21 protein-coding genes are annotated in these 24,300 nt (G+C 42.7%); 8 read left to right on the forward strand and 13 right to left on the reverse strand.

Annotated features, from left to right (window positions below; all coding sequences use genetic code 11):
• Positions 1-7: 7 nt before the first annotated feature.
• From ACTXGH_RS00220 to radC, 3 genes are all read right to left on the reverse strand, one after another.
• Complete coding sequence (locus ACTXGH_RS00220; protein ID WP_299217831.1) at positions 8-1,384, reverse strand: dicarboxylate/amino acid:cation symporter; 1,377 nt, start codon at positions 1,382-1,384, stop codon at positions 8-10.
• 576 nt (positions 1,385-1,960) lie between these two features.
• Positions 1,961-4,870: an acyl-CoA dehydrogenase gene (locus tag ACTXGH_RS00225; RefSeq protein ID WP_439295800.1), complete on the reverse strand. Its 2,910-nt coding sequence runs from the start codon at positions 4,868-4,870 to the stop codon at positions 1,961-1,963.
• 324 nt (positions 4,871-5,194) lie between these two features.
• Positions 5,195-5,875 (reverse strand): RadC family protein, encoded by a 681-nt coding sequence (gene radC / locus ACTXGH_RS00230; protein ID WP_439295799.1) that lies wholly within the window; start codon positions 5,873-5,875, stop codon positions 5,195-5,197.
• A gap of 139 nt (positions 5,876-6,014) precedes the next feature.
• Here radC and coaBC point away from each other — a divergent pair, with 139 nt between their 5' ends.
• Together coaBC and ACTXGH_RS00240 are read left to right on the forward strand one after the other, a co-directional pair.
• Positions 6,015-7,436 (forward strand): bifunctional phosphopantothenoylcysteine decarboxylase/phosphopantothenate--cysteine ligase CoaBC, encoded by a 1,422-nt coding sequence (gene coaBC, locus ACTXGH_RS00235; RefSeq protein WP_439295798.1) that lies wholly within the window; start codon positions 6,015-6,017, stop codon positions 7,434-7,436.
• Between the two features lie 33 nt (positions 7,437-7,469).
• Positions 7,470-8,270, forward strand: coding sequence for a TSUP family transporter (locus tag ACTXGH_RS00240; protein WP_439295797.1), 801 nt, complete (start codon positions 7,470-7,472; stop codon positions 8,268-8,270).
• A 104-nt stretch (positions 8,271-8,374) separates the two neighbouring features.
• Here ACTXGH_RS00240 and ACTXGH_RS00245 read toward each other — a convergent pair whose 3' ends face one another.
• The 4 genes from ACTXGH_RS00245 to ACTXGH_RS00260 all read right to left on the reverse strand — a co-directional run bounded on the left by ACTXGH_RS00245 (position 8,375) and on the right by ACTXGH_RS00260 (position 11,926).
• Complete coding sequence (locus ACTXGH_RS00245) at positions 8,375-8,581, reverse strand: DUF2905 domain-containing protein (protein WP_439295796.1); 207 nt, start codon at positions 8,579-8,581, stop codon at positions 8,375-8,377.
• Positions 8,582-8,642: 61 nt separating this feature from the next.
• Entirely contained in the window at positions 8,643-9,575 is a 933-nt protein-coding gene (locus tag ACTXGH_RS00250; protein WP_439295795.1) for a histone deacetylase family protein, read from the reverse strand.
• Between the two features lie 265 nt (positions 9,576-9,840).
• Positions 9,841-10,749, reverse strand: coding sequence for a YbjN domain-containing protein (locus ACTXGH_RS00255; protein ID WP_439295794.1), 909 nt, complete (start codon positions 10,747-10,749; stop codon positions 9,841-9,843).
• A 64-nt stretch (positions 10,750-10,813) separates the two neighbouring features.
• Positions 10,814-11,926, reverse strand: a complete 1,113-nt coding sequence (locus tag ACTXGH_RS00260; protein WP_439295793.1) for a hypothetical protein — start codon at positions 11,924-11,926, stop codon at positions 10,814-10,816.
• 132 nt (positions 11,927-12,058) lie between these two features.
• Here ACTXGH_RS00260 and ccmA point away from each other — a divergent pair, with 132 nt between their 5' ends.
• The 5 genes from ccmA to ccmE all read left to right on the forward strand — a co-directional run bounded on the left by ccmA (position 12,059) and on the right by ccmE (position 15,485).
• On the forward strand, positions 12,059-12,688 hold the full coding sequence (gene ccmA / locus ACTXGH_RS00265) for a heme ABC exporter ATP-binding protein CcmA (RefSeq protein ID WP_439295792.1): 630 nt from the start codon (positions 12,059-12,061) through the stop codon (positions 12,686-12,688).
• Between the two features lie 105 nt (positions 12,689-12,793).
• On the forward strand, positions 12,794-13,525 hold the full coding sequence (locus tag ACTXGH_RS00270; RefSeq protein WP_439295811.1) for a heme exporter protein CcmB: 732 nt from the start codon (positions 12,794-12,796) through the stop codon (positions 13,523-13,525).
• Positions 13,526-13,704: 179 nt separating this feature from the next.
• The gene (gene ccmC, locus ACTXGH_RS00275) at positions 13,705-14,493 is read left to right on the forward strand and encodes a heme ABC transporter permease CcmC (protein WP_439262042.1); all 789 of its coding nucleotides are present in this window, start codon (positions 13,705-13,707) and stop codon (positions 14,491-14,493) included.
• 16 nt (positions 14,494-14,509) lie between these two features.
• Entirely contained in the window at positions 14,510-14,731 is a 222-nt protein-coding gene (ccmD, locus tag ACTXGH_RS00280) for a heme exporter protein CcmD (protein WP_439262040.1), read from the forward strand.
• 253 nt (positions 14,732-14,984) lie between these two features.
• Positions 14,985-15,485, forward strand: coding sequence for a cytochrome c maturation protein CcmE (gene ccmE / locus ACTXGH_RS00285; RefSeq protein WP_299217813.1), 501 nt, complete (start codon positions 14,985-14,987; stop codon positions 15,483-15,485).
• An 80-nt stretch (positions 15,486-15,565) separates the two neighbouring features.
• Here ccmE and ACTXGH_RS00290 read toward each other — a convergent pair whose 3' ends face one another.
• A complete protein-coding gene (locus ACTXGH_RS00290; RefSeq protein WP_439262038.1) occupies positions 15,566-16,414 on the reverse strand; it encodes an aldo/keto reductase in 849 nt (282 codons plus the stop codon).
• Positions 16,415-16,751: 337 nt separating this feature from the next.
• Between ACTXGH_RS00290 and ACTXGH_RS00295 the strand changes: the two genes are divergently transcribed.
• Complete coding sequence (locus ACTXGH_RS00295; protein ID WP_439295791.1) at positions 16,752-18,008, forward strand: amidohydrolase family protein; 1,257 nt, start codon at positions 16,752-16,754, stop codon at positions 18,006-18,008.
• 162 nt (positions 18,009-18,170) lie between these two features.
• On the opposite strand, the gene ACTXGH_RS00300 is transcribed toward ACTXGH_RS00295, so the two are convergent.
• From ACTXGH_RS00300 to ACTXGH_RS00320, 5 genes are all read right to left on the reverse strand, one after another.
• Positions 18,171-19,133, reverse strand: coding sequence for a MetQ/NlpA family ABC transporter substrate-binding protein (locus ACTXGH_RS00300; protein ID WP_439295790.1), 963 nt, complete (start codon positions 19,131-19,133; stop codon positions 18,171-18,173).
• 136 nt (positions 19,134-19,269) lie between these two features.
• On the reverse strand, positions 19,270-19,956 hold the full coding sequence (locus ACTXGH_RS00305; RefSeq protein ID WP_420884158.1) for a methionine ABC transporter permease: 687 nt from the start codon (positions 19,954-19,956) through the stop codon (positions 19,270-19,272).
• A gap of 19 nt (positions 19,957-19,975) precedes the next feature.
• On the reverse strand, positions 19,976-20,746 hold the full coding sequence (locus ACTXGH_RS00310; protein WP_439295789.1) for a methionine ABC transporter ATP-binding protein: 771 nt from the start codon (positions 20,744-20,746) through the stop codon (positions 19,976-19,978).
• Positions 20,747-21,049: 303 nt separating this feature from the next.
• Positions 21,050-23,155, reverse strand: coding sequence for an ATP-binding protein (locus tag ACTXGH_RS00315; RefSeq protein ID WP_439295788.1), 2,106 nt, complete (start codon positions 23,153-23,155; stop codon positions 21,050-21,052).
• A gap of 132 nt (positions 23,156-23,287) precedes the next feature.
• Entirely contained in the window at positions 23,288-24,010 is a 723-nt protein-coding gene (locus tag ACTXGH_RS00320; protein WP_299186927.1) for a response regulator transcription factor, read from the reverse strand.
• Positions 24,011-24,300: the final 290 nt, after the last annotated feature.

Consider the following 24,300-nt stretch of genomic DNA (forward strand, 5'->3'; position numbering starts at 1 on the left):
TGAGTAGTTATTTGCGACGATCGACATCATCGTACTCACTACCCATCAATCCATCGCTAAAGACCTGCGAAAATTCACGCTCATTATCTTCATCAATATGACCATCAAATACATCTTTTGCACCAGCATGAGGGTCATTATAGATGGCAAGATCCATTTTGTTTTCTGACTTTGCCACAATTGTTGTCACCGCTGCATCACCGCCAACGTTCACTGCAGTACGCAACATGTCTAAGATACGATCCACACCTAAGATCAGACCAATACCTTCAATAGGTAAGCCTACTTGAGCAAATACCATTGATAGCATGATTAGACCTACCCCTGGTACACCTGCTGTGCCAACAGAGGCCAATACTGACATCAAAATAACAGTCAGATATTCGGTAATGCCCAAATCAACCCCATAAATATTGGCAATAAAAATAGTCGCAGTACCTTGCATGATCGCTGTACCATCCATATTGATGGTCGCCCCAAAAGGCACAGTAAACGATGCAACTGAGTTATTGACCCCCATACGCTTGGTCACGGTGCGTAAGGTAATAGGAATGGTGGCGTTTGAGCTTGAGGTACTAAATGCAAAAATCTGTACTTCGCGCATCTTGGCTAAAAAGGTCTTGATTGATAAACCTGAGAATAGCTTGAGTACAATCATCATTGTAATGAAAAAATGGAAAGCAAGAGAGCCTACCAGTACAGCGACATAACCGAGCAATGACCAAATAAGATCCAAACCAAGCTCAGCCATGGCCTTCGTTAAAAGTGCAAATACACCATAAGGGGCAAGGTTCATAATGATGGTGACCATCTTTAAGATGACTTCATTTATAAGCTCTAAGCTTTGCACCAAGCCTTTAGCAGGTTTACCAACCATCAAAATACTAATACCAATCAAAATAGCAAAGAAGATAATAGACAACATATCCCCGTTTGCCATCGCGCTGATGGGATTTGATGGGATGATGTTGGAGAATACATCCAGTAGTGGCGGCGCAGATTTGGCTTCAAAAGCAGCTTCGGTTTCGATATCCATCCCTTTACCGATGCCAAACAAAATACCAAGCCCAATCGCAGTCGCAATCGCTAAGGCTGTCGTCATCATATAAATAAGAAAAGTTTTGGTACCAATACGGCCAAGTAAGCGAATATCACCAATACCGCAAACACCGCAAATAAGTGAGATTAATACTAAAGGTACCACCAGCATTTTTAGCGAGTTGACGAACAGCTTACCAATAATGGCAAAAAAGCCATTGGTCACATAGGTATTAACAAAGCTGCCTTCAGCGTTGAGTCCGGAATAGTTCAAAAATAAACCCAGTATAATACCGAGTACCATGGCAACAATAATCTTGCCTGTCAGTCCCATATTTTTCCACATAACTTATATCCTTGGTATACGTAACTTTTGGCAATAAAACTAATGATTAAATCAGTATGACTAATATCATAGTCATCATTATCAATCACATTAAAAGCCCTGTTACGCCTAAATTCTTTTTAGTCTCGTGTTTCGGTGGACAATATAAAAGAATTGTTAGGGGCACTGCAAGATTTTTTTCTCATCTAAGTCATATTTAATCATTGATATGACTGCCTACAAAAGCTATGTGCCCAAAGAATAGCTGTCATTTATTCTAAACATTTTGTTTTCGTTATGGAAACAAATTTTTTTACTTACTCTCACTCAGCAAATCGCTGATCAGTTTGATATATTCATTATGGGTTGAACATCTCTTAAGTACATAAACCTCACCAATACATTTTCAGACAAGGCTAGGCCTTGTACCATATATGCTTATGTTATTAGTGGTTTAATATAATTGTCCTAACATACAAAAATTTGATAGTGGCGCAGTCAAAAAAAGCAAGACTGCCATAGTTTGACAATCTTGCTTTTAATGTTTTTATTTTTGTAGCTTGCCCAGTTACTTAAAGGACATTAACTACGCTTTCATCATGCCTTATCGTCTTCTTCACGACGTAGCCCGTCTTGCCATTTAGAGCCTTGCGTAGAAACGTTTTCTCCCTCGCTACTCTCATGACCATTGTGGTCATTTAGATGCCCGTCATCTGTGTCTAGTTGAGTATCAATACCTCTACTATGATTGTAACTCATGCGTTCGCTAAGCGTCGACTCAGCGTCACGACTACGATGATCAAGTGCTTCAGCTTCAGGGTTCGCTTCCTCAAAGTCAGTCTGTGCAGTGACTTCCTCGGCCATACTTTGTTCGCCAGCCATTTTGACATCGCCATCTGACTCATAACCATGAGCTGGATTGTCATCGCCAGTAGACTCAGTATCTTTGGTTGTATCATGACTAGCTGATATACCATTTTTAGCTTGAGCTGCGCTTTTGAGTTCAGCATAATCCGTCAGCTGATGTACCGCATTCTCTAAACTATGCGGATTAAAGCGCTCTTGTACATGTAATAGATGCTCATCAAGTACATCGGTAAGTAACGAATCAAAGCGTAGTGCGTTGTATTTAATTAATTGCTCAGCCTCACTTTCAGTAATAACACCACTTTGGCTGGCATGGACTACGTGATCTTCAAAGGTTAAGCCCTCAAAGCTATCATCATGTTCTGCTTTTTTAAACTTTTGCCATAACGGTTCAACTTCGAGCAAGGTTTGATAAGCGTGTTCCATACGTCCAGTAACATCATCAGGATCAGTATTGTAGTACACCATGGTCTTGAGATAATCACGGAATGGGTTGGCTTCATGATCATCCATAAAGGTATCACCCAATTTGGCTTTTAGCTCATCACTAGCGGGCGTAAAGATACGTCCACTTGGGAATGTCACAAAGCTAACCACATTGGCCGCCATCCGATTAGGGAAGTTGGCAAAAAATGCAACAAAGGCTTCTTGAATAGTATATAGGCTATTTTGTAAGGCGACCTCTGCGTGTAAACGTTCTGCTTCTGACTTAGTACCATGCTCGTAAAACTGCAAAATAGCGGTGGCAATAAATAGATGACCATGAATATCAGCCAAGCGTCCCGACAGCATCTCTTTACGCTTTAAGTCTCCAGCGAGTAGGCCTAAGGCCATATCGGCAGTAAGAGCGAAACCAGCGCTCAAACGGTTGATATGCTTGTAGTAGGGGCGAGTGAAACCGTCTGCAAAGCTTGGCGCATTATTGCTACCCCCAACATATCCTGCAACGAAGGCTTTTGCTCCGCGGTTAAAGGTGTAACCTAAATGCTTAAAGAATAAATTATCAAACTGCTTTAGCGCATCTTTTTTATCTTCACTTTGCAATAATTGCAACTCATCGAAAAGATATGGATGACAACGCATAGCGCCTTGACCAAAGATCATAAGCGAGCGTGTCAGAATATTTGCACCCTCAACCGTGATAGAGACTGGAATAGCTTGATAAAGGGAGGCTAAAAAGTTACGCGGTCCCATTTGAATAGCACGACCACCAACGACATCCATACCATCATTGACGACTTCACGCATAGTCTCGGTTGCATAGTATTTCGCCATGGCCGTCATCACCGATGGCGTACCACCTTGGTTAAGACCGCAAGTAACCAGATGTCGAAACGCCTCTAACATATAGGTATTACTGGCTATACGACTGGTGGCATCTTGGACACCTTCAAACTTACCAACCGATATTTTAAATTGCTCACGAACTTTTGAGAAGGCACTGACTGATAAGTAACTCATCTCGCTCGCTGACGTCGAAAGCGCTGGCAAGGAGATGCCGCGCCCAACCCCAAGACATTCCATCAGCATACGCCAGCCGCGACCAGCATTTTCGACGCCGCCGATAATATAATCTAGTGGAATAAAGACATCTGTACCGTCAACCGTACCATTCATAAATGGTGAGCCACTCGGATAATGGCGTGGCCCCACGATGACGCCTTCATGGTTAGCAGGTATTAAAGCACAAGTAATACCGTAGTCGGTCTTACTAGGATCGCCAAGCAAGCCTTCTGGATCATGCATTTTAAATGCCAGTCCCACGACAGTTGCGATAGGCGCAAGCGTAATCCAGCGCTTAGAAAAGTTCATGCGCAGACCAAGCATATGCTCGCCTTCATGGGTACCGTAGCAAACCACCCCTGTATCAGGGATAGCGCCAGCATCAGAGCCCGCCTCAGGCCCTGTCAAGCCAAAGCAAGGCACTTCTTCGCCTATGGCCAGTCCAGGTAGCCAGCGCTGTTTTTGCTCATCGGTACCATAGTGCATGAGCAGCTCACCAGGACCAAGTGAGTTTGGCACCATACAGCTGACCGCAGCCGTTGAAGAGCGTGAAGCGATTTTACTCATTACGCGACTTTGAGCATAAGAGCTAAACTCTAAACCGCCATATTCCTCAGGAATGATCAAACCCAAAAAGCCATTGGCTTTAATAAACTGCCAAGTCTGCGGGGTTAGGTCTTTATAATCTTGAGTAATCTCCCATTCATCAAGCATGGCACATAGCGTCTCAACCTCATTGTCGATGAAGCTTTGTTCGCGTTCTGACAGCTCAGGGTAAGGGTAGTTGGCAAAGGTGTCCCAGTTTGGTGCACCCATAAACAACTCTTTTTCCCACCAGCTAGTACCCGCATCAAGCGCTTCGCGTTCAGTATCACTCATACTTGGCATGGCACCGCTTAAAGCTTTATAAACAGGCTTGGTAATAAGCGCTTGGCGTATGGGAGCAATCAACAACATCAAACACAAAAGCGCTATCGGAACCCCCAATATGAGCGACCATGGGCTTATAAACGCAGTAACTATGACAGTGATAATGGCAACGATACTACCAGTGACACGAGATAAAGACAGTAAAAATATGGCCAGGACAACGGCTAACTGAATGATTACTGCTAAAATAAATAAGCCAATCGCCATGACTGTCTCCTTGGCAAAACGTGGGTGAGAATCGGGAAATAAAAAATATCAAGTAGTATTAGTAATCAGAGTCGATAGTGAGCCAATCGTCATACATCTTATTTATATTATTTCTGAGCTTGTTCTTTTATCCTTGCTTGAGAGCCTGATTAAATCTAATCGTTTATTAAAACAGGCTATAAAGACAATTTTATCTACCAATATGAAATAGTTCTCGTAAACTATCAATAGACAAAATGCTACGCTATGTCGACAATATGTATCAGTCTATCTTCTTTTTTTTAGTTTTTTTAAATAAAACGAAAAAATTTTGTGATGTTTGAATTAAAAGGGAGACAAACAGTTTTCAGCGTAAGATAAGGTGTCGTTACGACCAACGATAATATGGTCTATAAAAGTGATATCAAGTAAATCACAGGCTTTTTTTAGCTCATAAGTTAACAGGTTATCTGCTGTCGATGGCTGTGCATCAGTATGAGGATGGTTATGAGCCACGATTAACTGACTGGTTGCATGGCTTAAGGCATGACGCAGTACGTGCTTGATGCATACTGAACAAGAAGAGATGCCACCAGTGAAGAGTATCTCAAAGTTCAATAGGTTCAGAGCATTATCGAGACAAAGTACGGCAAAGACCTCACGATGCTCGCCGCGTAATTGCGTACTGATATAGTCTTTGACTGCTTGTGAGCGCCCAAGCGCTTGACCAGTCTTGAGCTGACTGTCCAGATAGCGTGTACCCATCTCAAGCGAGGCTAATATTTGTGTATATTTGGCAGGTCCGATACCATGGCAGGCAAGTACCGTCTCTTGCGGTGCCGCTAGAAGCTCAGCGAGGCTACCGAATTGCTCAATCAGATGACGAGCAAGCTCGATAGCGGACTGTGATTGAGTACCAGTACGCAAAAATATTGCCAAAACTTCTGTATCAGTTAAATGCGCTGCACCAAATTTTAGCAGCTTTTCGCGTGGTCTGTCGTCTTCGTGCCAATCTTTTATAGCCACTATTTTTCCTTAAATATGGGTTGATTTTAATTAATTGAAAAAGCAAACAAAATTGGAAGAGAAAACTTTCCCCAATTTATCGCATAATTGTTACTATAAACACAATTTTATCTTCTAACCTTTTATTGATGTTATGCCTATGTCTAATGTTGTGCTTGCTATTACTGGTGGTATTGCTGCTTATAAATCTGCTGTTTTTGCCCGTTTATTGATTAAAGCAGGGTTTGATGTGCGTGTCATTATGACGACAGGCGCGCAAGCCTTTATCACGCCGCTCACTCTACAAGCCTTGACTGGTAACGAGGTACACATCTCATTGCTTGATGAGCGCGCTGAGGCTGGCATGGGTCATATTGAGCTTGCCAAGTGGGCAGACTTAATAGTCATTGCCCCAGCTTCAGCCAATACCTTGGCTCGGTTGGCAATGGGAATGGCTGATGACCTATTGACTACAGTATGCCTTGCAACTACCGCACCAGTATTGGTTGCCCCAGCGATGAATCAGCAAATGTGGGCGCATCCAGCAGTAAGCTTAAATGTGCAGACGCTAGCTGATATGAATTATCATATTATTGAGCCTGCCAGCGGTGAGCAGGCGTGCGGTGATGTAGGGGCAGGGCGCTTGCCTGAGCCTGAGCAATTGTTAGCAGAGGTGCGCTTATTTAGTGCGCAGCAAACCATCCCACAGCATCTATTTGGTAAAACGGTCGTTATTACCGCAGGACCCACTGTTGAAGCAATCGATCCGGTGCGCTACTTATCTAATCATTCTTCAGGAAAAATGGGTTTTGCATTGGCACAGGCTTGCGTAGAGGCGGGCGCACAAGTGACATTAATCGCTGGCGGGAAAGTCGCGCTACCAACGCCGCTTGGAGTCACTCGTATTGATGTATTGTCTGCCGCAGAGATGTTAACGACTGCCCAGCAATGTGTTGCTGGTACGCATCCTGCTTTATTGTCCCTGACTGAAAATGAACAACATTATAGTCATGAGCACTACCATACGCACAGCCATGAACACGAACATGGCGACTGTGACTGCCATGAGCCGGACGATCAGATAGAGCAGCAAAGTATGTCGTTAGGAAGTATAACGTTAAACAGTAATTTGGATACATTGCCCTTAGATAACTTGCGCCATGCTGATATCTTTATTGCCACGGCAGCCGTCGCCGATTATCGTACTGAAGAAGCTGCCCCGCAAAAAATCAAAAAAACCCAAGATGCTATGGCACTAAATTTGGTCAAGAACCCTGACATCTTAGCGACTATTTCACATGCCTATCCTGATATGTTTGTCGTCGGTTTTGCAGCAGAGACGCAAGATGTAGAGCACTATGCACGCGGTAAGCTAGCTGCTAAAGATTTAGACTTGATTGCTTGTAACGATGTGTCACGCTCAGACATTGGTTTTGCCAGCGATGACAATGCGATGCAGGTGTTTTTCTCTCAGCGCTATACTCATGATACGGTGACATTAGAAAAAGCAAGTAAGGATAAGATTGCTGAGCAGCTCGCTACTATTATCGGCGAGACCCTGATGCAACGTCTTAATGGTTAATTACTTAGTTATTAGCATTAAGACGCAAATGATATGTCGGTTAGATCTACTGTGATGGATATAGCTGATAGCGATAGCACCCAAACGTTATTGCTGATTGCGATTTTTGCACTGGCATCACTACTGCATGGCATTAGTGGGCTGGGCGTAACGCTTGTAACGACGACTGCGCTTGCTAGCATGTACCCGCTGCCACATGCCATTGTCTTGGTGATATTCCCGTCGTTATTGCTTAATGCGATGACTTGGCTGGCTGGTGGCGGTCGTAGTATCTGGCAAAACTTTATTTATTACGGCAGACGCTATTGGCTGCTCGCGTTAACCAGCCTACTTGGTAGTATTTTGGGCGCCAAGCTACTGCTGTGGGTAGATAGTGCTTATATATTATTGATATTAGCAGCTGTCATTGGTTTTTATGTGATAAGTGCACTACTCGGTAAGCAAGTACGTCTGCCTGATACTAAGCCTGTGCTGATTATCATAGGCTTTAGTGCAGGCGTCATTGGCGGCGCCACCAACGCGATGTCGACTATCTTGATGATGTACTTATTGTCAGCGAGTAATGATAAAAACACCATCGCTAAAGTCGGCAACATGTGTTATTTCTTGGGTAAAATTGCCCAAATCATCGTATTGCGTGAGCCTATTATGGCATTAAGCCGTGGTGAATGGCAGCTGATTACTCTGCTGAGTGTTCTGTCTATTGCCGCCCTTTTAGTCGGTATCCGCCTGCGTCGTTACTTACCGCAAGCACGCTTTCGTCAGCTTATTTTATTGATTCTCACGCTACTTGGTATACGTGTAGGCTGGCAGGGAATTACGGCATTTTTGTAGTCTAGTCAGTACCAAATAGAATCGAGCCATCAATAATTACGTGCTACTGGGTTTTAAAATGAGTTGACTATAGGGAGTGCTTTTCAAGTTAACGTAAAATATGACTAGCGATTGAATAAATTTAACATGATAGTAGCGATGACACTGATGACTATCATCGTGACTACTGGAAAATAAACCCGTGTGTTGCCTGAAGTGTGTTTGATATCGCCTGGCAGATTACCTATCCACGAAAACGCGCTTGGAAACAGTAGCCAAATAACGCCGATAATAACCAGCACAATGCCTATAATTATCAATATTTTTGCCATATAAAGCCTCGCAAATGCTCTGATTTTATCTCGTCTTAACTAAATGGTTTTATCTCGTCTATTAATGGGCTGCACATGAGCCAGTCATCTCACCAAAATACAGCTGCTGGGCGACCCGAAAGGTATTACAGTGCGCTTCGACCACATCTTCAACATTTTCTGAATAGCCACCGCCCATGACGATAGCGACTGGAATGTTAGCGGCTTTTGCTTGCTGCAAGACGTACTCATCGCGTGCCCTACAACCATCTTGCGTTAAGCCAAGTTTACCTAGCTTATCGGTCGCGAGCACATCGACTGCAGATTGATAAAAAATCATATCTGGTGCGACGTCGCTAATTAAACGTGGCAGCGTATCCATCAAAATCTGTAAATATTCTGCATCACCCGTATCGTTATCCAGCTCAATATCTAAGTCGGATATTTCTTTACGAAACGGATAGTTCTTAGCGCCGTGCATACTAAACACAAAAACGCGCGGCTCATCCGCCATAATGCTAGCGTTACCATTGCCTTGATGGACATCCAAATCAACGATTAAAATCTTTTGCGCCTGTCCACGGTCTAATAATAAATTACTGGCGATACAAACATCGTTAAAGACGCAAAATCCCTCGCCATGATCGGCAAACGCATGATGGGTGCCGCCTGCGACATTCATCGCTACACCGTATTGCTGGGCATATAACGCACATTCATAAGTGGCATGGGCAATATGGCGACCACGATCTACTAACGCTTCGGTCATCTCAAAACCGATAGGGCGCGCTTCTTTGCGTGGCAGCGTTTGGGTTTTAAGCTTATGCCAATAGTCCTCAGTATGAGTGGTTAATATCTCATTTTCTGTTAGACGCTTCGGTGCAAAAAAGTTATCGGTCGTGATAGTCCCTTCGTTAAGCAGTCGCTCAGGAATCATCGTATATTTTTGCATGGGAAAACGATGCTTGTCGGGTATGGAATAACGGAAGACTTCAGAGTAAGCAATTTTTAGCATAATGTTTAATTGTGTCGGTGTTTAAGAGGGTGATAAGGAGTTTGTGAAAGCATTTTTTATTATCTTTAATAGTTTAGAGGTTATAAAAGATAGGATTATAGTCTCTACTAAATAAAAGTGTTATACATCTCATCTGCATACGAGGCTGATAAAAATTTTCTTGCTTGCTGTGCCTACGCAGACAGAGGCTACGAAAATTTCTATCAGCCTCGCCTTAAGATTTTCAAAGTAAGTTTGTTGTGTTACTTTTTTAAATTGAGCATCTTTATTGAACAAATTGAGTCGGAAGAAAGAAGGTTCTTGAGTCGGATTGCTGACGTAGCTCTATAAGTAACGTTTGCATATCTTCAGCAGGGTCTTGAGTATTGATTAAATCATCAAATATCTCGTAAGCGACCGTAGTCATGGCAATCACGCTTTGTAGCAGATGCTCAATGATATGATCATTAATGCCAACTGCTTCGACATCGATAGCATGTTTGTATCGTATTTCGCCATCATTCACATCCATCTCTAAATTGCCAATCAGCATGTCATAATTAATTTGGGTAATAAGTAACATTGCTGCGTTTTGATGACTCTCTGGCACTAAGAACGGTAAGATCCCATAGACTGCTAGCAGATTGTTTTTCTCCTGCACGCGGAACAGATAGCCACATTCTAGTTGTTTATTGCGCATTCTTAAGGATAAATGGTGCGATTGCTGGCTGTCATTGATTCTTGGCCGATAATGGGTGTAGTGCCATTGTTTGTCATTAAAATACTGCTTAAGATAATCGACAATAGCTATGTCAGTATTACGGCCTTGTTCGGCAGTCTGATTCGGTGTATCTGCTTTAGCATTCTCGCTATCTTTTTTATTATTACTGATGTCGCCGTTCGTGTCTGTTTTAGCAAAGCCTATGCTACTAGCATTTTTATCATTGGTCTTGTTATCACTAGGCTTTTTATTAGCCTTGGCGCTATAAGCTCCAGCTTGTAAAGTATCAGTAGCAGTATCTTTATTAACATTAATATCTTTATTAATATCAGTATCGTTATCAACGCTAAATTCAGCTTTAAGTGACAACGATTGCTGCGACAATTTCACGTCATCAGCAACAGCCTGCGGTGCTGAAGCAGTCAGGAACCGTTTGAGTTTTTGCCATAAGCTGAGTTTATTATGTTGACTCATAGTTGTTGTACTAACTTAATAAATGAATAATATTAAAAGCTGATAAATAAGCTAAAACCTCGAATTAATTTTTGCTGAATACGAAACCATCTTTGATGTTAGGTTGCGCATAAAATGCTTGTAACATGTTATAGATATGAGTGGTAAGCCATGTACTTTCAAGAGCGTCATGCACGACAGGAAGTAGGGCGCTACTTAATTGCGTCATGGCCTCTTCATCAATATATAAGCTCGCTGCTACGCTCGCAATCGTATCCGACTGATGATTAGTGTACCAAGTGTCGACGCTAGCTGAGACAAGGCTGCGCAAGTAAGGCGACAAGCGCAGACGGTTATAGCTTTGTTGGATACTGGCTTCGATATGATCAATACTGCTATGGTCAGGCTCATCGTTTAAGTAGGTTTGTAGCTGGCTAATCGGTTGGTCTTTGATGCGTCCCCAACCTGTTATCAAGAGCCGAGCGACTTCTTCATTTGATAAGTGTGCTTGCGCATTCGCCTCTGCTCGGCGAGTTAAGTCTTTAATATTGCGATGCAAGTACGTCTGTAACTTTTCATCCAGGTTTCTGTTGGTTGCCTTCTCAAATGAGCTGCGTCCAAGCTTCATGAGCTTACCAACACCGCCTGCTTTATCCAGCGTGGTTTCCATAAAGTCGTTGATAGCGTGATATAGTGTTTGCGTCAACAAGTCTGCAAAGGTTTCATTGCCGACTAGCGTATGAATCAAGGCATTACGCTGCTCGTCATGGCTACCTATGTAATTGGCAAGAGTTTCAACCTGAGTATCATCCACTAGCTCAGATAAAGGTACGTTGTCGTTGACTGGATGATAAATGACCGTATGCAAGATATCGCGGATATCGGTGCGCATGACATCGCTCATCGGTTGGCTCAGTAGCCAGTCATTAATCAGGTGCTGCAAATCATCGGCGCTAACGTATTTATGTAGTGGCTGCGCGCCTAACCACTGCCAAGCCTCTAGAGCCATCGGCTCTGCTTGCTGCTGTAACCACTGCTGCATAAAGGCAACTTGAGCATCGATTAAGCTATCCATAGTTAGGCTAGCAGCTGATAAGCTTGCGCTAGGATGAGCAGTTGCAGCACCTGTATGAGGCGTTGGAATTTGAGTGTCTGATGCTTGAGTGTTTAGAGTTTGGTTATCTTTTGAAGTCTGCATAGGTTTTGAGGTCATAGTAATCGACAATTTGTTATACTGTGTGGATATAGTGAGCATAAAGTATTATGCCATGAACCATGTATTCGTTTGTGATGAATATTGCTTAGCGCTTGATAAATAATGAGAGATTTAATGACGGCTGTGGATGCACCCTTACTTGTGCTCAATGAGCTGACGGTTCAGCGCGGTGAAATACCTTTATGTGAAGGGGTCACGCTCAACTTACCTGCGGGAAGCATCTGTCATTTAGTTGGTGCAAACGGTACCGGTAAAACGACGCTACTGATGCAACTGGCGGGATTGTTGCCAGTGATGACGGGCAAGGTTCACTACCAAGGCGTAGCAAATCTGCCTATTCAGCCTTTATATGTCTCGCATCAGTTAGGCATTCATCCCAATCTGACGGTCGCGCAAAATCTGACCTTTCTGCTGAACCTATATGGCATTAGCCCAAGTATCGCTGATATTGACGACGCTCTCGCTTGGGTGGGATTGCAAGGCTTTGAGACGATTAGCTCAAGCCATTTATCTGCTGGGCAAACGCGTCGCATCACCCTTGCAAGACTATATTTGTTGACGCCGGACGTAACACCATTATGGTTACTGGATGAGCCTTTTACCGCACTTGATGTCGATATGGTGGCACGAATGGAAGACAGGTTGCGCGAATTTTCCCATACTGGTGGTGCCATATTGATGACCAGTCATCAAACTGTCGGCGTCGCCAATCAGGTGCTCAATTTGTCAGATTACATGGTATAAGCGCGACAAATATAAGTGAAAGGACGAATAATGACAGACAGTCCATTACAAAATAGTCCATTACGAGATAGTCCAGTGCAAGAGAGCACCATGCAAGAAAACCTAATGCAAGACAGTCCAGTACAAGTAGCGAATAAAAGCTCAAACGTTAGCGCATTAGCTGCGCGTGGTATCAGTTTTAGACAGTTATGGCGGCGCGAATGGCACGTGAAGCAGCAAGGTGCCGTGCAGTGGTTATACCCTTTGGTACTGTTTTTGGTAATTATTACCTTATTTCCGCTAGCCGTAGGTAGCGAGCCTGCGCTGTTGCAGCGTCTTGGGGTCTCAGCTGTGTGGATTGCTGCTCTGTTGTCACTGGTGATGGGCGTTGATGGCTTATTTAAACCTGCTCTCGATAATGGCACGCTCGCGCAGTTGGTCGTCGCCAAAGCGTCGCTACCGTTATGGGTACTTATCCGCTTGGTTATCCATTGGATTTTTAGTAGTGGTATTGTGGCCGTGCTCAGTTTACTTGCCGTGCCATTGTTTCAACTTAGCTGGTTTGAAGCGTGGATATTGATGGCTTCTATTGTGACAGGTAGTCCGATGCTGTTGATGTTGTCAGCGGTCGCCAGTAGCTTGACGCTGTCATTAAAGAATGGCGCGGTGCTAGTGCCTTTGATTGCTTTGCCAATGCAGTTGCCAGTACTGATTTTTGCGACAGGAGCAGTTGACTTATTTGCTACTGGTCTTAATGGTTTGCCGATATTGGCTTTATTATTGGCAGGTAGTATTATCTCGGTACTCGTGATGCCATGGGTGATTGCTATGACCCTAAAAATGGCGTGGCTAAATTGAAAAAACCTTTATATTAACAGCATGTTGAAAACGGGCAACTTTGCTATAATAGCCAATTAAATCCATAACAAGTCACTTGTAGATTCTATCCAGTGTTTAACGCCAGCAGGTTAGCAGATAGTAGCGTTCATGATGTAGTATCTGTATAACCAATATGCTGTGCAAATAGGTTTATTCCCATGCCCAACCTGAATAATGTCTCATCTCCTAGCCTATGGCAGCGCATCTGGCAAGGCTTCTTGACCACTGTGGGTACCAAGCAGTTTTTTCGCATCTTTGCGCCTTGGGTTAAGTGGTTGGCAATATTAGCCAGCATTTTTCTACTGATCGGTAGTGTTTGGGGTCTCGCTTTTGCGCCGCCTGACTATTTACAAGGTAATAGCTACCGCATTATTTTTATTCACGTGCCAGCGGCCAGTATCGCTATTTCTATCTATTTTGCCCTCGCCGTATTAGGGGTTATCTTCCTTGTTTGGAAAATCAAGACGGCCAGTCTGGTGGCGCAGGCGCTTGCTCCATTGGGCTTTTTGCTCTGCGTGATTAGCTTAATCACCGGCTCTATTTGGGCAAAACCTACTTGGGGTACTTACTGGGTTTGGGATGCGCGTTTAACGTCTATGCTGATTTTGGCGTTTTTATATGCAGGCGTGATGGCGTTGTTTGCAGCGTTTGAGCATACCGCTAATCGAGGTAAAGCGGCGGCTATTTTATCCATTGTCGGCGCAGTGAATCTACCTATTATTAAATATTCGGTACAGTGGTGGAATACCTTACATCAAGGCTCAACTTTTACCTTAACCGCCGCACCAAAAATGTCAGCCGATATGTGGATGCCATTGCTACTTATGATTATCGGTAGTTACTTACTAGTCGCGACATTAACGATTTATCGTACTAACACCCTCATTTTGTACCGAGATCAAGGTAAAGCGTGGGTCAAAGAATATATTCGTGGACAAGACAAATAATGGCTAGGAGCTGATTATGCAGCCTTACTTTTATAGCATATCTGAGTTTATCGCCATGGGTAAGCATGGCGTGTTTGTCTGGTCGTGTTGGGCAATTACGGTGGGCGTGATGCTGGCTTTTATTATTTATAGCCGTAAGCAGCGACAAACACTTATCAAACAGCTGACCATTCAGCAAGCGCGTCAAGCTCAGCGTACTACTAAAAACCCCAATTCTGTACCCGAGCAAACGTTATAAAAAATATTTTAATATCATTGCCTTAGCATATACTATTACATTTTTTTAAATGATGAAAACATAAGCTTATTAGTGTTTAAAGGCTTATTGATTTGTTTGAAAAATGCTACCATATAACCATTAGAAAACTACGATTAGAAAAATATTTTAAAAAATTTTTCTAATCGTAGTTTCTTTAATATTTTCTGTTTTATAGATTTAGATGGTATTGCCTATATCTTGTAAGGCAAAGACTCATTAATGAGGTAATAGTATGAATGCAGTTCGTCGCAAAAAACTGATGTGGGTAATGTTTACGTTAGCAGGAGCAGCAATTGCCGTGGTACTGGTCATTTATGCTATTGGCCAGCAGACTGACTATTATTTTGATGCGACCGCTATTGCCGAGGGCGAAGCACCCCAAGATAAGCGTATTCGTGCAGGTGGTATGGTCGTTGCTGGTAGCGTACAGCGGGCGCCAGACAATCCATTAAATGTTGAGTTCGCGATTACAGATTTTGAATCAACGGTTCCGGTCACTTATCAAGGTATCTTGCCGGATTTATTTGCTGAAAATTCAGGCGTGGTCGCCACTGGTAAAATGCAGGGCGAGACTTTTGTGGCCGGTGAAGTGCTAGCCAAGCATGACGAAAACTATATGCCACCTGAGGTTGCCAAGTCTATGAAAGCTAATAACCGCAATGGATTGACACCGACTTCTGAGCAGTACAATCCAGCAGAGCCAATCCACGAGTCCAAAACGTTGCAACAGTAGTCTTAAACATCTACTGACAGCAAAAGCGCCGCTAATATTTTATTAACGGCGCTTTTTTTATATGGGTGTTGATATAAAAGTTAGTCATCCCATACAGGAGTATAATCAGGATGTTCGATTTTACGGCCATCGCTACGAGCCAAGTTGCCAATTTTTTCTAATTCATCGGCGCTAAGCTGGACTTCGATAGCATCCAAGTTACCTTGTAAATGATCAGGATTAGAAGTCTTTGGAATAGCCACACGGTCTTTATCCGATAGTATCCAAGCCAATGATATTTGGGCTGGAGTCACGTTATGCTTGTCTGCAATCTCTTTGATAACGTCATTATTAAACACGTCACCGCGTGCGAGTGGTGAGTAAGCTTCCAATAAAATATGGTGATTATTCAAAAAAGACTGCAAGGTGTTTTGTTTGATAAATGGATGAAACTCGACTTGGTTGACGACAATAGGGACATCAGCATGTTTCTTTGCTTCAATAATATTGGCGATATTAAAGTTAGAGACGCCGATATTGCGTGTTAAGCCTTGTTTTTGCAACTCGCACAATGCAGGAATGGTCTCAGATAACGGTACACGGGAATCTGGCCAGTGTAATAGCAATAGGTCGACATAATCGGTATCGAGATTTTCTAAAGAACGTTTGGCCGCTGCGATTAACTTTTCTGGCTCAAACTTCATATCATCAGGGAAAATCTTCGTGGTCAAAAAGAACTTATCACGAGCCACGCCTGATTGTTTGATACCTTTTCCGACTTCGACTTCATTATCATAAGCTTGCGCAGTATCAATATGCTCATAACCCATTTTTAGTGCTTGACTGACGACATCAATACAGTCTTGTCCTGTTGATTGCCAGGTACCAAGTCCTAATACGGGAATATTGGCTTTGCCTGCGGTACGAATTTTATAAGTTTTGGTACTCATATTATTATCCTTATTATGTGTTATTTGTGGTTTTACAGCTTTTTAAATAATTCATGATACGATCTGAGTTAGCAGCTTCTAAACCTGAGTTAACAATCGTTATATCCTAGTATTAATTATAAAACCTAGCCTGATAGAATGACTAAGCAACCCAGCTACTATAGAAAAAAATAGAAAAAAGTGAAAGAGTAAGTGACGGTTTTCTACAAAGGACAAACAGGCTGTAACGTCATTATATGTTTTAAAAAAGCATTGCAATAGTACAGTACGATATCGATTTTGAAGGTATTTAGTTTCTATTTCTTAATCACTTATTAGTCAATAACAGGAGTTTGTCATGATCAAATTTACTAATGCAAATATCTATCGCAATAGCGAAGCTAATGAGATTTTAGTCAAGGACGGAATCATTGAGCAGATTGGTAGAGGCTTGCCTGCCGCTACGGAGGAGATTGATTTAAAGGGCTGTTTGGTGGTACCGCCTTATGTGGACTCACATCTGCATCTTGATTATGTTTATACGGGTGGCGGCGATGATGCCAAGAACGCCTCAGGAACGCTGTTTGAAGGTATTGCACGCTGGCACGATGTCAAAAAAACGCAGTCTTTTGAAGAAGCTAAAACGCGTATGTTAAAAGGTATTCAAGAAGAAGTCTCCAAAGGGGTGCAATATATTCGTACCCATATTGACGTTTGTGATCCTGATCTGACTGGGCTCAAAGCGATGCTGGAGCTGCGCGAAGAGTTAAAAGACAACTTGACTATTCAAATCGTTGCTTTCCCGCAAGAGGGCATGTATGCCTACAAAGGCGCTGTTGAGCTGATAGAGGAAGCTCTCAAGATGGGCGCGGACTGCGTCGGTGGTATTCCACATTTTGAATGGGCGTACGAGTTTGGGCAAGATTCTGTACGTAAAACGGTTGAGCTTGCGCTCAAGTATGACAAACTCATCGACGTGCATTGTGATGAGACCGATGACCCGATGAGTCGTCACGTGCAATTATTGAATGCTTTGGTCATGATTGAAGGTATCGGTGCGCGTACAGCGGCTAGTCATACTTGCTCATTTGGTTCTGCAGATGATGCTTATGCGTTTCGTATGATGGGACTGTTTGAGCAATCAGGTATGAACTTTATTGCACTGCCGACCGAAAACGCTTATCTGCAAGGTCGCCAAGATACTTATCCAAAACGTCGTGGCCTCACGCGAGTGAAAGAATTCTGGGAGAATGGTATTAACATCTCTTTTGGTCAAGATTCCATCAATGATCCTTGGTATCCAGCGGGCAACGGTAACATGATGAATATCTTGGATAATGGTATTCACTTAGCACAAACCATGTCATTACCGCAGCTTGATGTCTGCCTTGACTTCATTACCTTTAATGGCGCGAAAACCTTGAACATCGAAGAAGAGTACGGTATTGAGGTGGGTAAGGCAGCAAACTTCCTAGTATTGGATGCGACAAGTCCATTTGAAGCGGTGCGCCAACGCGCGGATGTACTGGCCTCAATTCGTAATGGTAAGTACCTGTTTAAGAAACCTGAGCCTAGTTATGATATTGAGCTGGACTTGTTTAGAAGCACTATCTAACGATTAGTACAAAAGCTAAATATAAAATTTAGAACGTAAAAAATGCCCATTACTCATAAGTAGTGGGCATTTTTGTGTTTACGACTTGTCTTATTAGCACTGTTAATTAATTCAAATTAGCAGTATTTAATGGTCTAAAACTTTTAGCCATTAAGCTCTTGATTACTGAGCTGCTTCTGCTTCTACAGGAGCAGTGCTTGCAGTAGTTTCGGTAGCTGGTGCAGTGTTACCACCCCAGATTTTTGGATATTTGTAGCCTGGGAAAGTATTATGAGCATACTTTTTGAAGGCTTCTGAGTTATAAGCGTTGGTGACGTCTTCAACCCATTTTTTACCAGCATCAGCAGATTTGACCGCTGACCAGTTAACATAAGCAAAGCTTGGCTCTTGGAACAACGCTTCGGTTAGCTCAATACCAGCATCTGTTGCATAGTTGCCATTGATAACAGCAAAGTCGACTTCGTCACGGGCACGTGGTAATTGAGCCGCTTCTAGTTCAATGATGTCGATGTCATACTTACTGTTATCAGCGATATCAGTTTTTGAAGCAGTCAATGGATCAATATTGTCTTTTAGTGTGATCCAGCCCAGATCGTCCATCATTACCAAGGCACGGGCAAAGTTACTTGGATCATTCGGTGCAGAGACGCTCATGCCTTTGTAGACATCATCAAGAGTGCTTTTTTTGCCTGAATAGATACCGAGCGGAGCGGTTGGTACTTGGAAAACTTCGACCAAATCAAGGTTATTTTCTTTTTTGAAGGTATCAAGATAAGGCTTATGCTGGAAGATATTGATGTCCAAATCACCTTCAGCCAGTGCAAGGTTAGGGCGTACATAGTCAGTAAAAGGTACTAACTCAACTTCATAACCTTGCTCTTCTAGTGAGGCTTTAACTTGATTACGTACCATATCAGCAAAGTCGCCTTCGGTCGTACCGATGACAATTTTAGTGTGTTCAGGATCGATATTGCTAGCAGCAGTTTGAGCTGTTGAACCCTCAGTAACCGCTTCTTTATTTGCTTCTGGTGCAGATGAGTTATTACAACCGACCAACACTAGGCTCGATACACCAACAGCGGCAAATGCAGTCGCCAACTGACGGCTAATATCTGTTAATTTCATAATATTTCCTCAAATAAATAATAAAGTAACCATTAAAAAAGCAACATTATGGATAGTAATGCTGCCTCTACAAAAAATTGGATGACGGTCAAATTAAACCTAGTCGGCTACAATGTCAAGTATTCTACAAAGTGGTTTAGCGTTTATCCAAGCGAGTCGCCAGCCAATTACCAAAAGCTTGAATTGAGATGACCATGATTGATAGCATAATGACAATAAAAATCATGACTTCTGTTTGATAACGGTAATAACCATAACGAATCGCCAGATCACCAAGGCCGCCCCCACCGATCATACCAGCCGCCGCTGAATAAGAAAGTAGGCTGATACATAAAATAGTGACGGATAACACCAGTCCTGATCGCGCCTCATTAAGCAATACTTTAATGATCGTAAAAGGACGTGCGCCCATCGATTCGGTTGCCTCGATAATACCACGTGGTACTTCACGCAGATTTTGCTCGACCAAACGCGCAAAGTAGAACGAGCCGGCAATTGCTAGAACCAAAGAGGCAGCAATAGGACCAATACCTGTGCCGACAATCGCCTTGGTAAATGGACTCATGGCAATCATCAAAATGACAAAAGGGAAGGCACGCATAAAGTTGGTGATACCGCCTAAGATTGCATACAATCCTTTATTCTGTAAAAACTGCCGATCGCTGGACAAAAATAAGAATATCCCAAATAGCCCGCCAATCGTAACAGCAGCAGCGGTCGAGATACCAAGCATGACAAAGGTATCAAACGATGCTTGCCAAATCTCTTTACGCAGCGCATACAGCTTATCTACTGAGGCGGATAGTTCAGTACCAGTTAACATATCTGTTTATTTTACCTCATTAATCTTCAACGACTAAGCCTTTGCCAATCGGAGTGGTTGCTTGAATCAGACCTTCTTTTACTGCTGCAACTTCAAGCAATTTTCCTTGATGAAGTAGTGCTGCTCGATCACAGAGTCTACGAATCACGCTCATCTCATGAGTGACAATCACGATGGTTACGCCAAGCTGGTCATTGATATCACGCAAACAGGTCAGCAAACTGCGAGTCGTTGCAGGGTCAAGCGCGCTGGTCGGCTCATCAGCGAGCAGTACTTTTGGGCTTGGTGCAATGGCGCGAGCAATACCAACACGTTGCTTTTGACCGCCTGATAGCTGCGCAGGATAATGACCTGCACGATCAGTTAGATCCACAATCTCAAGACAATCCATGACACGTTTGCGTACATCGCGACTAGGATAACCTGACACTGTTAAGTTAAACGCCACATTATCAAAGACGGTGCGATTGGACATCAAGTTAAATTGCTGGAAAATCATACCAATATTGTGACGCGCAACACGTAGGTCACTGGCGGACAACGTCGTCAAGTCAGTACCATCGATAATAACCTGACCTGAATCAGGACGCTCAAGCATATTGATTAATCGTAATAAGGTAGATTTACCAGCACCTGAATAGCCCATCAAACCAAAGATTTCACCTTGTCGAACAGACAGGGACGTCGGTTCAACCGCAGTAAACCAATGCGGCTTACCATCTTTGTCTTTTATGGATCGGTCGCTTAAAAAGCTTTTGGTCACGTCATTTAGGACGATCATATCGCTCATGGAATGCTCGAAGTTTAGTAAATAAGGTAGCGGTGATAATGTCGATATACTATTGCAAGATGACAGCGTCAAATCTATATCAATGGCTATATGATAAGGGGCAGTAATATAGCATATTTCTAGACGTTTTGGATATGAACATTCGAGAACCGCTTATAACGATATGGATATTAGCCTTATGCAGTACTCGACGTATAAAGGATATTCATAGAGTCTTGAGATACAGTAGTGGATAGATACAAACAAGTATTAGGTCGAAAAACAGAATTGTTTAGCTTATGTCAATAACTAGATTGGCCATACCTAATCACGGTTATCGTGATTTTTATGTGGGTTATGCTTGACTGGAATGACAACCAAAAACCTAGTATGTCCATTAATAGTATCAGTAATTATTTGGCCTTGATGAGCCGTGACGATTTGTGATACCAGTGATAAACCTAGACCGGAACCTTTGTTTTTTTGCTGTAAGCGCACAAACGGGCTAAAGATTTCTTCGCGCTTGTCTTTCGGGATACCAGTACCTTCATCAATGACTGCAAGTACTGCATATTTTGGTAAAGGGCGTGCATCTTCAGATTTGACTTTTTTAAGATGTTTCTTAAATAGGCTTTCTTTACGTGGTGTGTTATTGCCATCACTATCAACGTTGCTGTTGCTAGCATTACTGTCTTTGGTTGAATTGCCTTTATGGTCAGCAGTATTTGCCTTTTCAATTACTCGCTTGTGAGTGACAGGTTTGACTAGAGCATCACTTAGCTCGCCAGTCTTTAGATGTTGTTCTTGCGATTCTGGGACGATATTCCAAACGACTTTTTTGATTCTATTGGTTAAATCAGAAGCAAGTTTATAGTGGTCATTACGAAGTGTCTTACTATTACCATTGGGAGCTAGGATATCCGCTGTCTGCTTTTGACCTTGGTTATTATAGTTATTATCAGATATGTCTCTTAACTGATCGGTCTCATTATGATCGTGACTGTTTTTATCGTTTTCTTCATCATGACTAACAAGCGTTTCGCCATTTTTAAAAATAACCGGTGCTGGTATGATGTCAGGCTGTTCTGATGCATCGGATGAGGTCTGTTCAACAGACTGGATAGAGGTAGGGCTGTCTTCTTGATCGTCTTTAGACTGTTCTATTATATCGATAGGTTTATCATAAGTTGGGTGACCATAGTTTAAATGACCATAGTCAGCAAAGCTACTACATACGAGCGAATCTAACAAATATTCGGGTAGGGTATCTGCTTCTGCAAGGGTTTGTGCGCCATATAACAAAACAGTTACTGGAGGAACACCATGCAACATAGCGTTATTTAGTAGGTTGCGAATAAGATGAGTCAACATCGGCGGTTGGCCATCGATTACAATATGTTCGCCAATCAATGTTGCCTCTGGATAATGCTGTCGCTCTTGATTCACTAAGTCATATAAGTCCACACGTTCAACCTGCTGCATCGCATGACCTGCATCGAGTCGACTCACTAACAAGATGCTTTCCACCAAATCGTTAAGCCCTGATAAATCACGATTGATCGCTTGGGCACGTTTATCAAACTTTGCCTTTGTATCGCTTGGCATCGAACCTGCCAACATGTCCATCATCTCTATCTGTAGACGAATACGGGTAATGGGTGTGCGTAGCTCATGTGATGCATGTGCCAATAATAAGTTATTAGCGTCAATCAAATGTTCGATTTTTTGCGCTGCTTGGTTAAACCCACGAGCAAGAAAAGCAATTTCATCATTACCACGACTATTGACACGTACAGTAAAGTCACCGTCACCAAGTTGACTCATCTGCTGACTCATGTGATTGATACGCCATGTCATTGAACGTGCAATCCACCATAGTACGCCTGCCATAATCATAAGTAAGAGTAGGGTGCCGGTGAACAAGTTTAGCGCCGCAGATAAAGCTGGTTTTTTGGGCGATAGTCGTGACTCATACAGCAATGTATAGCCTGTACTACTATAGACCTGAGCTTGTTGAGTAGGAGGCGTTTCTGAAAAAGAGGGGAATATAATGGTTAATAACGAAGGCGTTGCAGGTAGCTCTAAGGGCAGATCACTGTTGTCGGTTTGCATGAGCAGACGACCTTTACTGTCATACAGTCCCATTTTAGCTTGCAGTGATTCATCAAAGATATCAAAGCTTTTTTTGACCACGGCTAACATAAAACGCGATTGCAAACGGTTATTCTTACTAACGGCCGTATTTAGTTCATGCAAAAAAGGATCAATTTGTCCAAGTATTTGAGTTGCCACCACCTCAGAGCGAATACCAGCATTTTTATCATGAACGAGCTGTGTCAATAACACCATAGCGACTGCGAACAAAACAAGTGCCAGCATCACACTAGCAAATAGTTTGGCAAACACGGAGCGAAAACCCAACTGCTGCATTATATGCTCTCTATTAACGAACGCTTATATCAATGACTAACAAATAGCCATCGCGGTTGACGTGATGGCTATTTTTATTTGGTCATTACTTCAATAGTTTATTCAAACCGATTTGACGCATCAGATAAGTCGTTAAACCTGATCAGTTGCAAATTGATAACCAACACCGCGCACAGTAATGATACGTTTTGGCTGACGCGGATTGTCTTCAATTAAGGCACGTAAGCGTGAAATATGTACATCAATTGCGCGGTCAATGTTATCAGAGCTATCATCGTTTGGCATTGCCTGCCACAACTGCTCACGATTGAGCACTTTACCAGAATGAGTCGCAAAGTAGTGTAATAGTTGGAACTGATGAGTGGTTAGACGTACTGGCTGCTCATCAATGGTCACTTCATGGCTATCAGGAAACACACTCAAACGCCCAAAAGTTAAACTATCAGATTGACTGTCAGCTTGATTGGGCTGCTCATGGCGACGAACCACAGCACGTATGCGGGCTAGTAGTTCTCGCGGTTCAAAGGGTTTGGCGATATAGTCATCAGCACCCATCTCTAGACCCAGCACCCGATCCGTTGTATCGCCTTTTGCAGTCAACATAATGATGGGTACTTTATTAGTCATGTTGTTTTTGTTGCCACGTATCTTTTGACAGACCTGCATACCATCCATATCAGGTAGCATCAAATCTAGTACAACCAGATCAATGTCACGCTCTTTAGTATCCAATATATCCAAACCTTCTTGACCTAACCCTGCATGATGAACGTCGTAATAGTTCATTGTCAGGTAATCGCTAATCAATTCAGCCAAATCTGGATCGTCTTCAATTAATAGGATTTGTTTACTCATGAGCTGTCCTTTATTGGTGGTCATTATTCAATAATTGTTGTTTTAGTCGTCGTGGTTATTTTTCTGATTTTTCTAAGATACATAGTACTATATCGTATCCATAGCAACAGAAAAATGAGCAATACAAATGTTACTGGCTCTATTTTGCCTAACTTAGGCCTTACCACACAAGATGCGCTTTGTTAATATTTCTACACAATGTAACTCGCGACATCGCTAATATATTTTATGAAGTCGCTATTTTAGTCAGCCTAAATAGGAATACAACGTAGAAAGCAGATAAAATGAAT

It is taken from the genome of Psychrobacter sp. 1Y10 (genome assembly GCF_052259005.1).
In the GTDB taxonomy this organism is placed as follows: domain Bacteria; phylum Pseudomonadota; class Gammaproteobacteria; order Pseudomonadales; family Moraxellaceae; genus Psychrobacter; species Psychrobacter saeujeotis.

Coding starts and splice junctions, on each gene's coding strand:
- ACTXGH_RS00255 (WP_439295794.1), bottom strand. CDS start 10,749: ATGAGTCAACATAATAAACTCAGCTTATGGCAAAAACTCAAACGGTTC.
- ACTXGH_RS00260 (WP_439295793.1), bottom strand. CDS start 11,926: ATGCAGACTTCAAAAGATAACCAAACTCTAAACACTCAAGCATCAGAC.
- ACTXGH_RS00300 (WP_439295790.1), bottom strand. CDS start 19,133: ATGAAATTAACAGATATTAGCCGTCAGTTGGCGACTGCATTTGCCGCT.
- ACTXGH_RS00240 (WP_439295797.1), top strand. CDS start 7,470: ATGTCGGTTAGATCTACTGTGATGGATATAGCTGATAGCGATAGCACC.
- ccmC (WP_439262042.1), top strand. CDS start 13,705: ATGCCCAACCTGAATAATGTCTCATCTCCTAGCCTATGGCAGCGCATC.
- coaBC (WP_439295798.1), top strand. CDS start 6,015: ATGTCTAATGTTGTGCTTGCTATTACTGGTGGTATTGCTGCTTATAAA.
- ccmE (WP_299217813.1), top strand. CDS start 14,985: ATGAATGCAGTTCGTCGCAAAAAACTGATGTGGGTAATGTTTACGTTA.
- ACTXGH_RS00320 (WP_299186927.1), bottom strand. CDS start 24,010: ATGAGTAAACAAATCCTATTAATTGAAGACGATCCAGATTTGGCTGAA.
- ccmD (WP_439262040.1), top strand. CDS start 14,510: ATGCAGCCTTACTTTTATAGCATATCTGAGTTTATCGCCATGGGTAAG.
- ccmA (WP_439295792.1), top strand. CDS start 12,059: ATGACGGCTGTGGATGCACCCTTACTTGTGCTCAATGAGCTGACGGTT.
- ACTXGH_RS00250 (WP_439295795.1), bottom strand. CDS start 9,575: ATGCTAAAAATTGCTTACTCTGAAGTCTTCCGTTATTCCATACCCGAC.
- ACTXGH_RS00245 (WP_439295796.1), bottom strand. CDS start 8,581: ATGGCAAAAATATTGATAATTATAGGCATTGTGCTGGTTATTATCGGC.
- ACTXGH_RS00270 (WP_439295811.1), top strand. CDS start 12,794: ATGCAAGACAGTCCAGTACAAGTAGCGAATAAAAGCTCAAACGTTAGC.
- ACTXGH_RS00295 (WP_439295791.1), top strand. CDS start 16,752: ATGATCAAATTTACTAATGCAAATATCTATCGCAATAGCGAAGCTAAT.
- ACTXGH_RS00225 (WP_439295800.1), bottom strand. CDS start 4,870: ATGGCGATTGGCTTATTTATTTTAGCAGTAATCATTCAGTTAGCCGTT.
- ACTXGH_RS00305 (WP_420884158.1), bottom strand. CDS start 19,956: ATGTTAACTGGTACTGAACTATCCGCCTCAGTAGATAAGCTGTATGCG.
- ACTXGH_RS00315 (WP_439295788.1), bottom strand. CDS start 23,155: ATGCAGCAGTTGGGTTTTCGCTCCGTGTTTGCCAAACTATTTGCTAGT.
- ACTXGH_RS00310 (WP_439295789.1), bottom strand. CDS start 20,746: ATGAGCGATATGATCGTCCTAAATGACGTGACCAAAAGCTTTTTAAGC.
- ACTXGH_RS00220 (WP_299217831.1), bottom strand. CDS start 1,384: ATGTGGAAAAATATGGGACTGACAGGCAAGATTATTGTTGCCATGGTA.
- ACTXGH_RS00290 (WP_439262038.1), bottom strand. CDS start 16,414: ATGAGTACCAAAACTTATAAAATTCGTACCGCAGGCAAAGCCAATATT.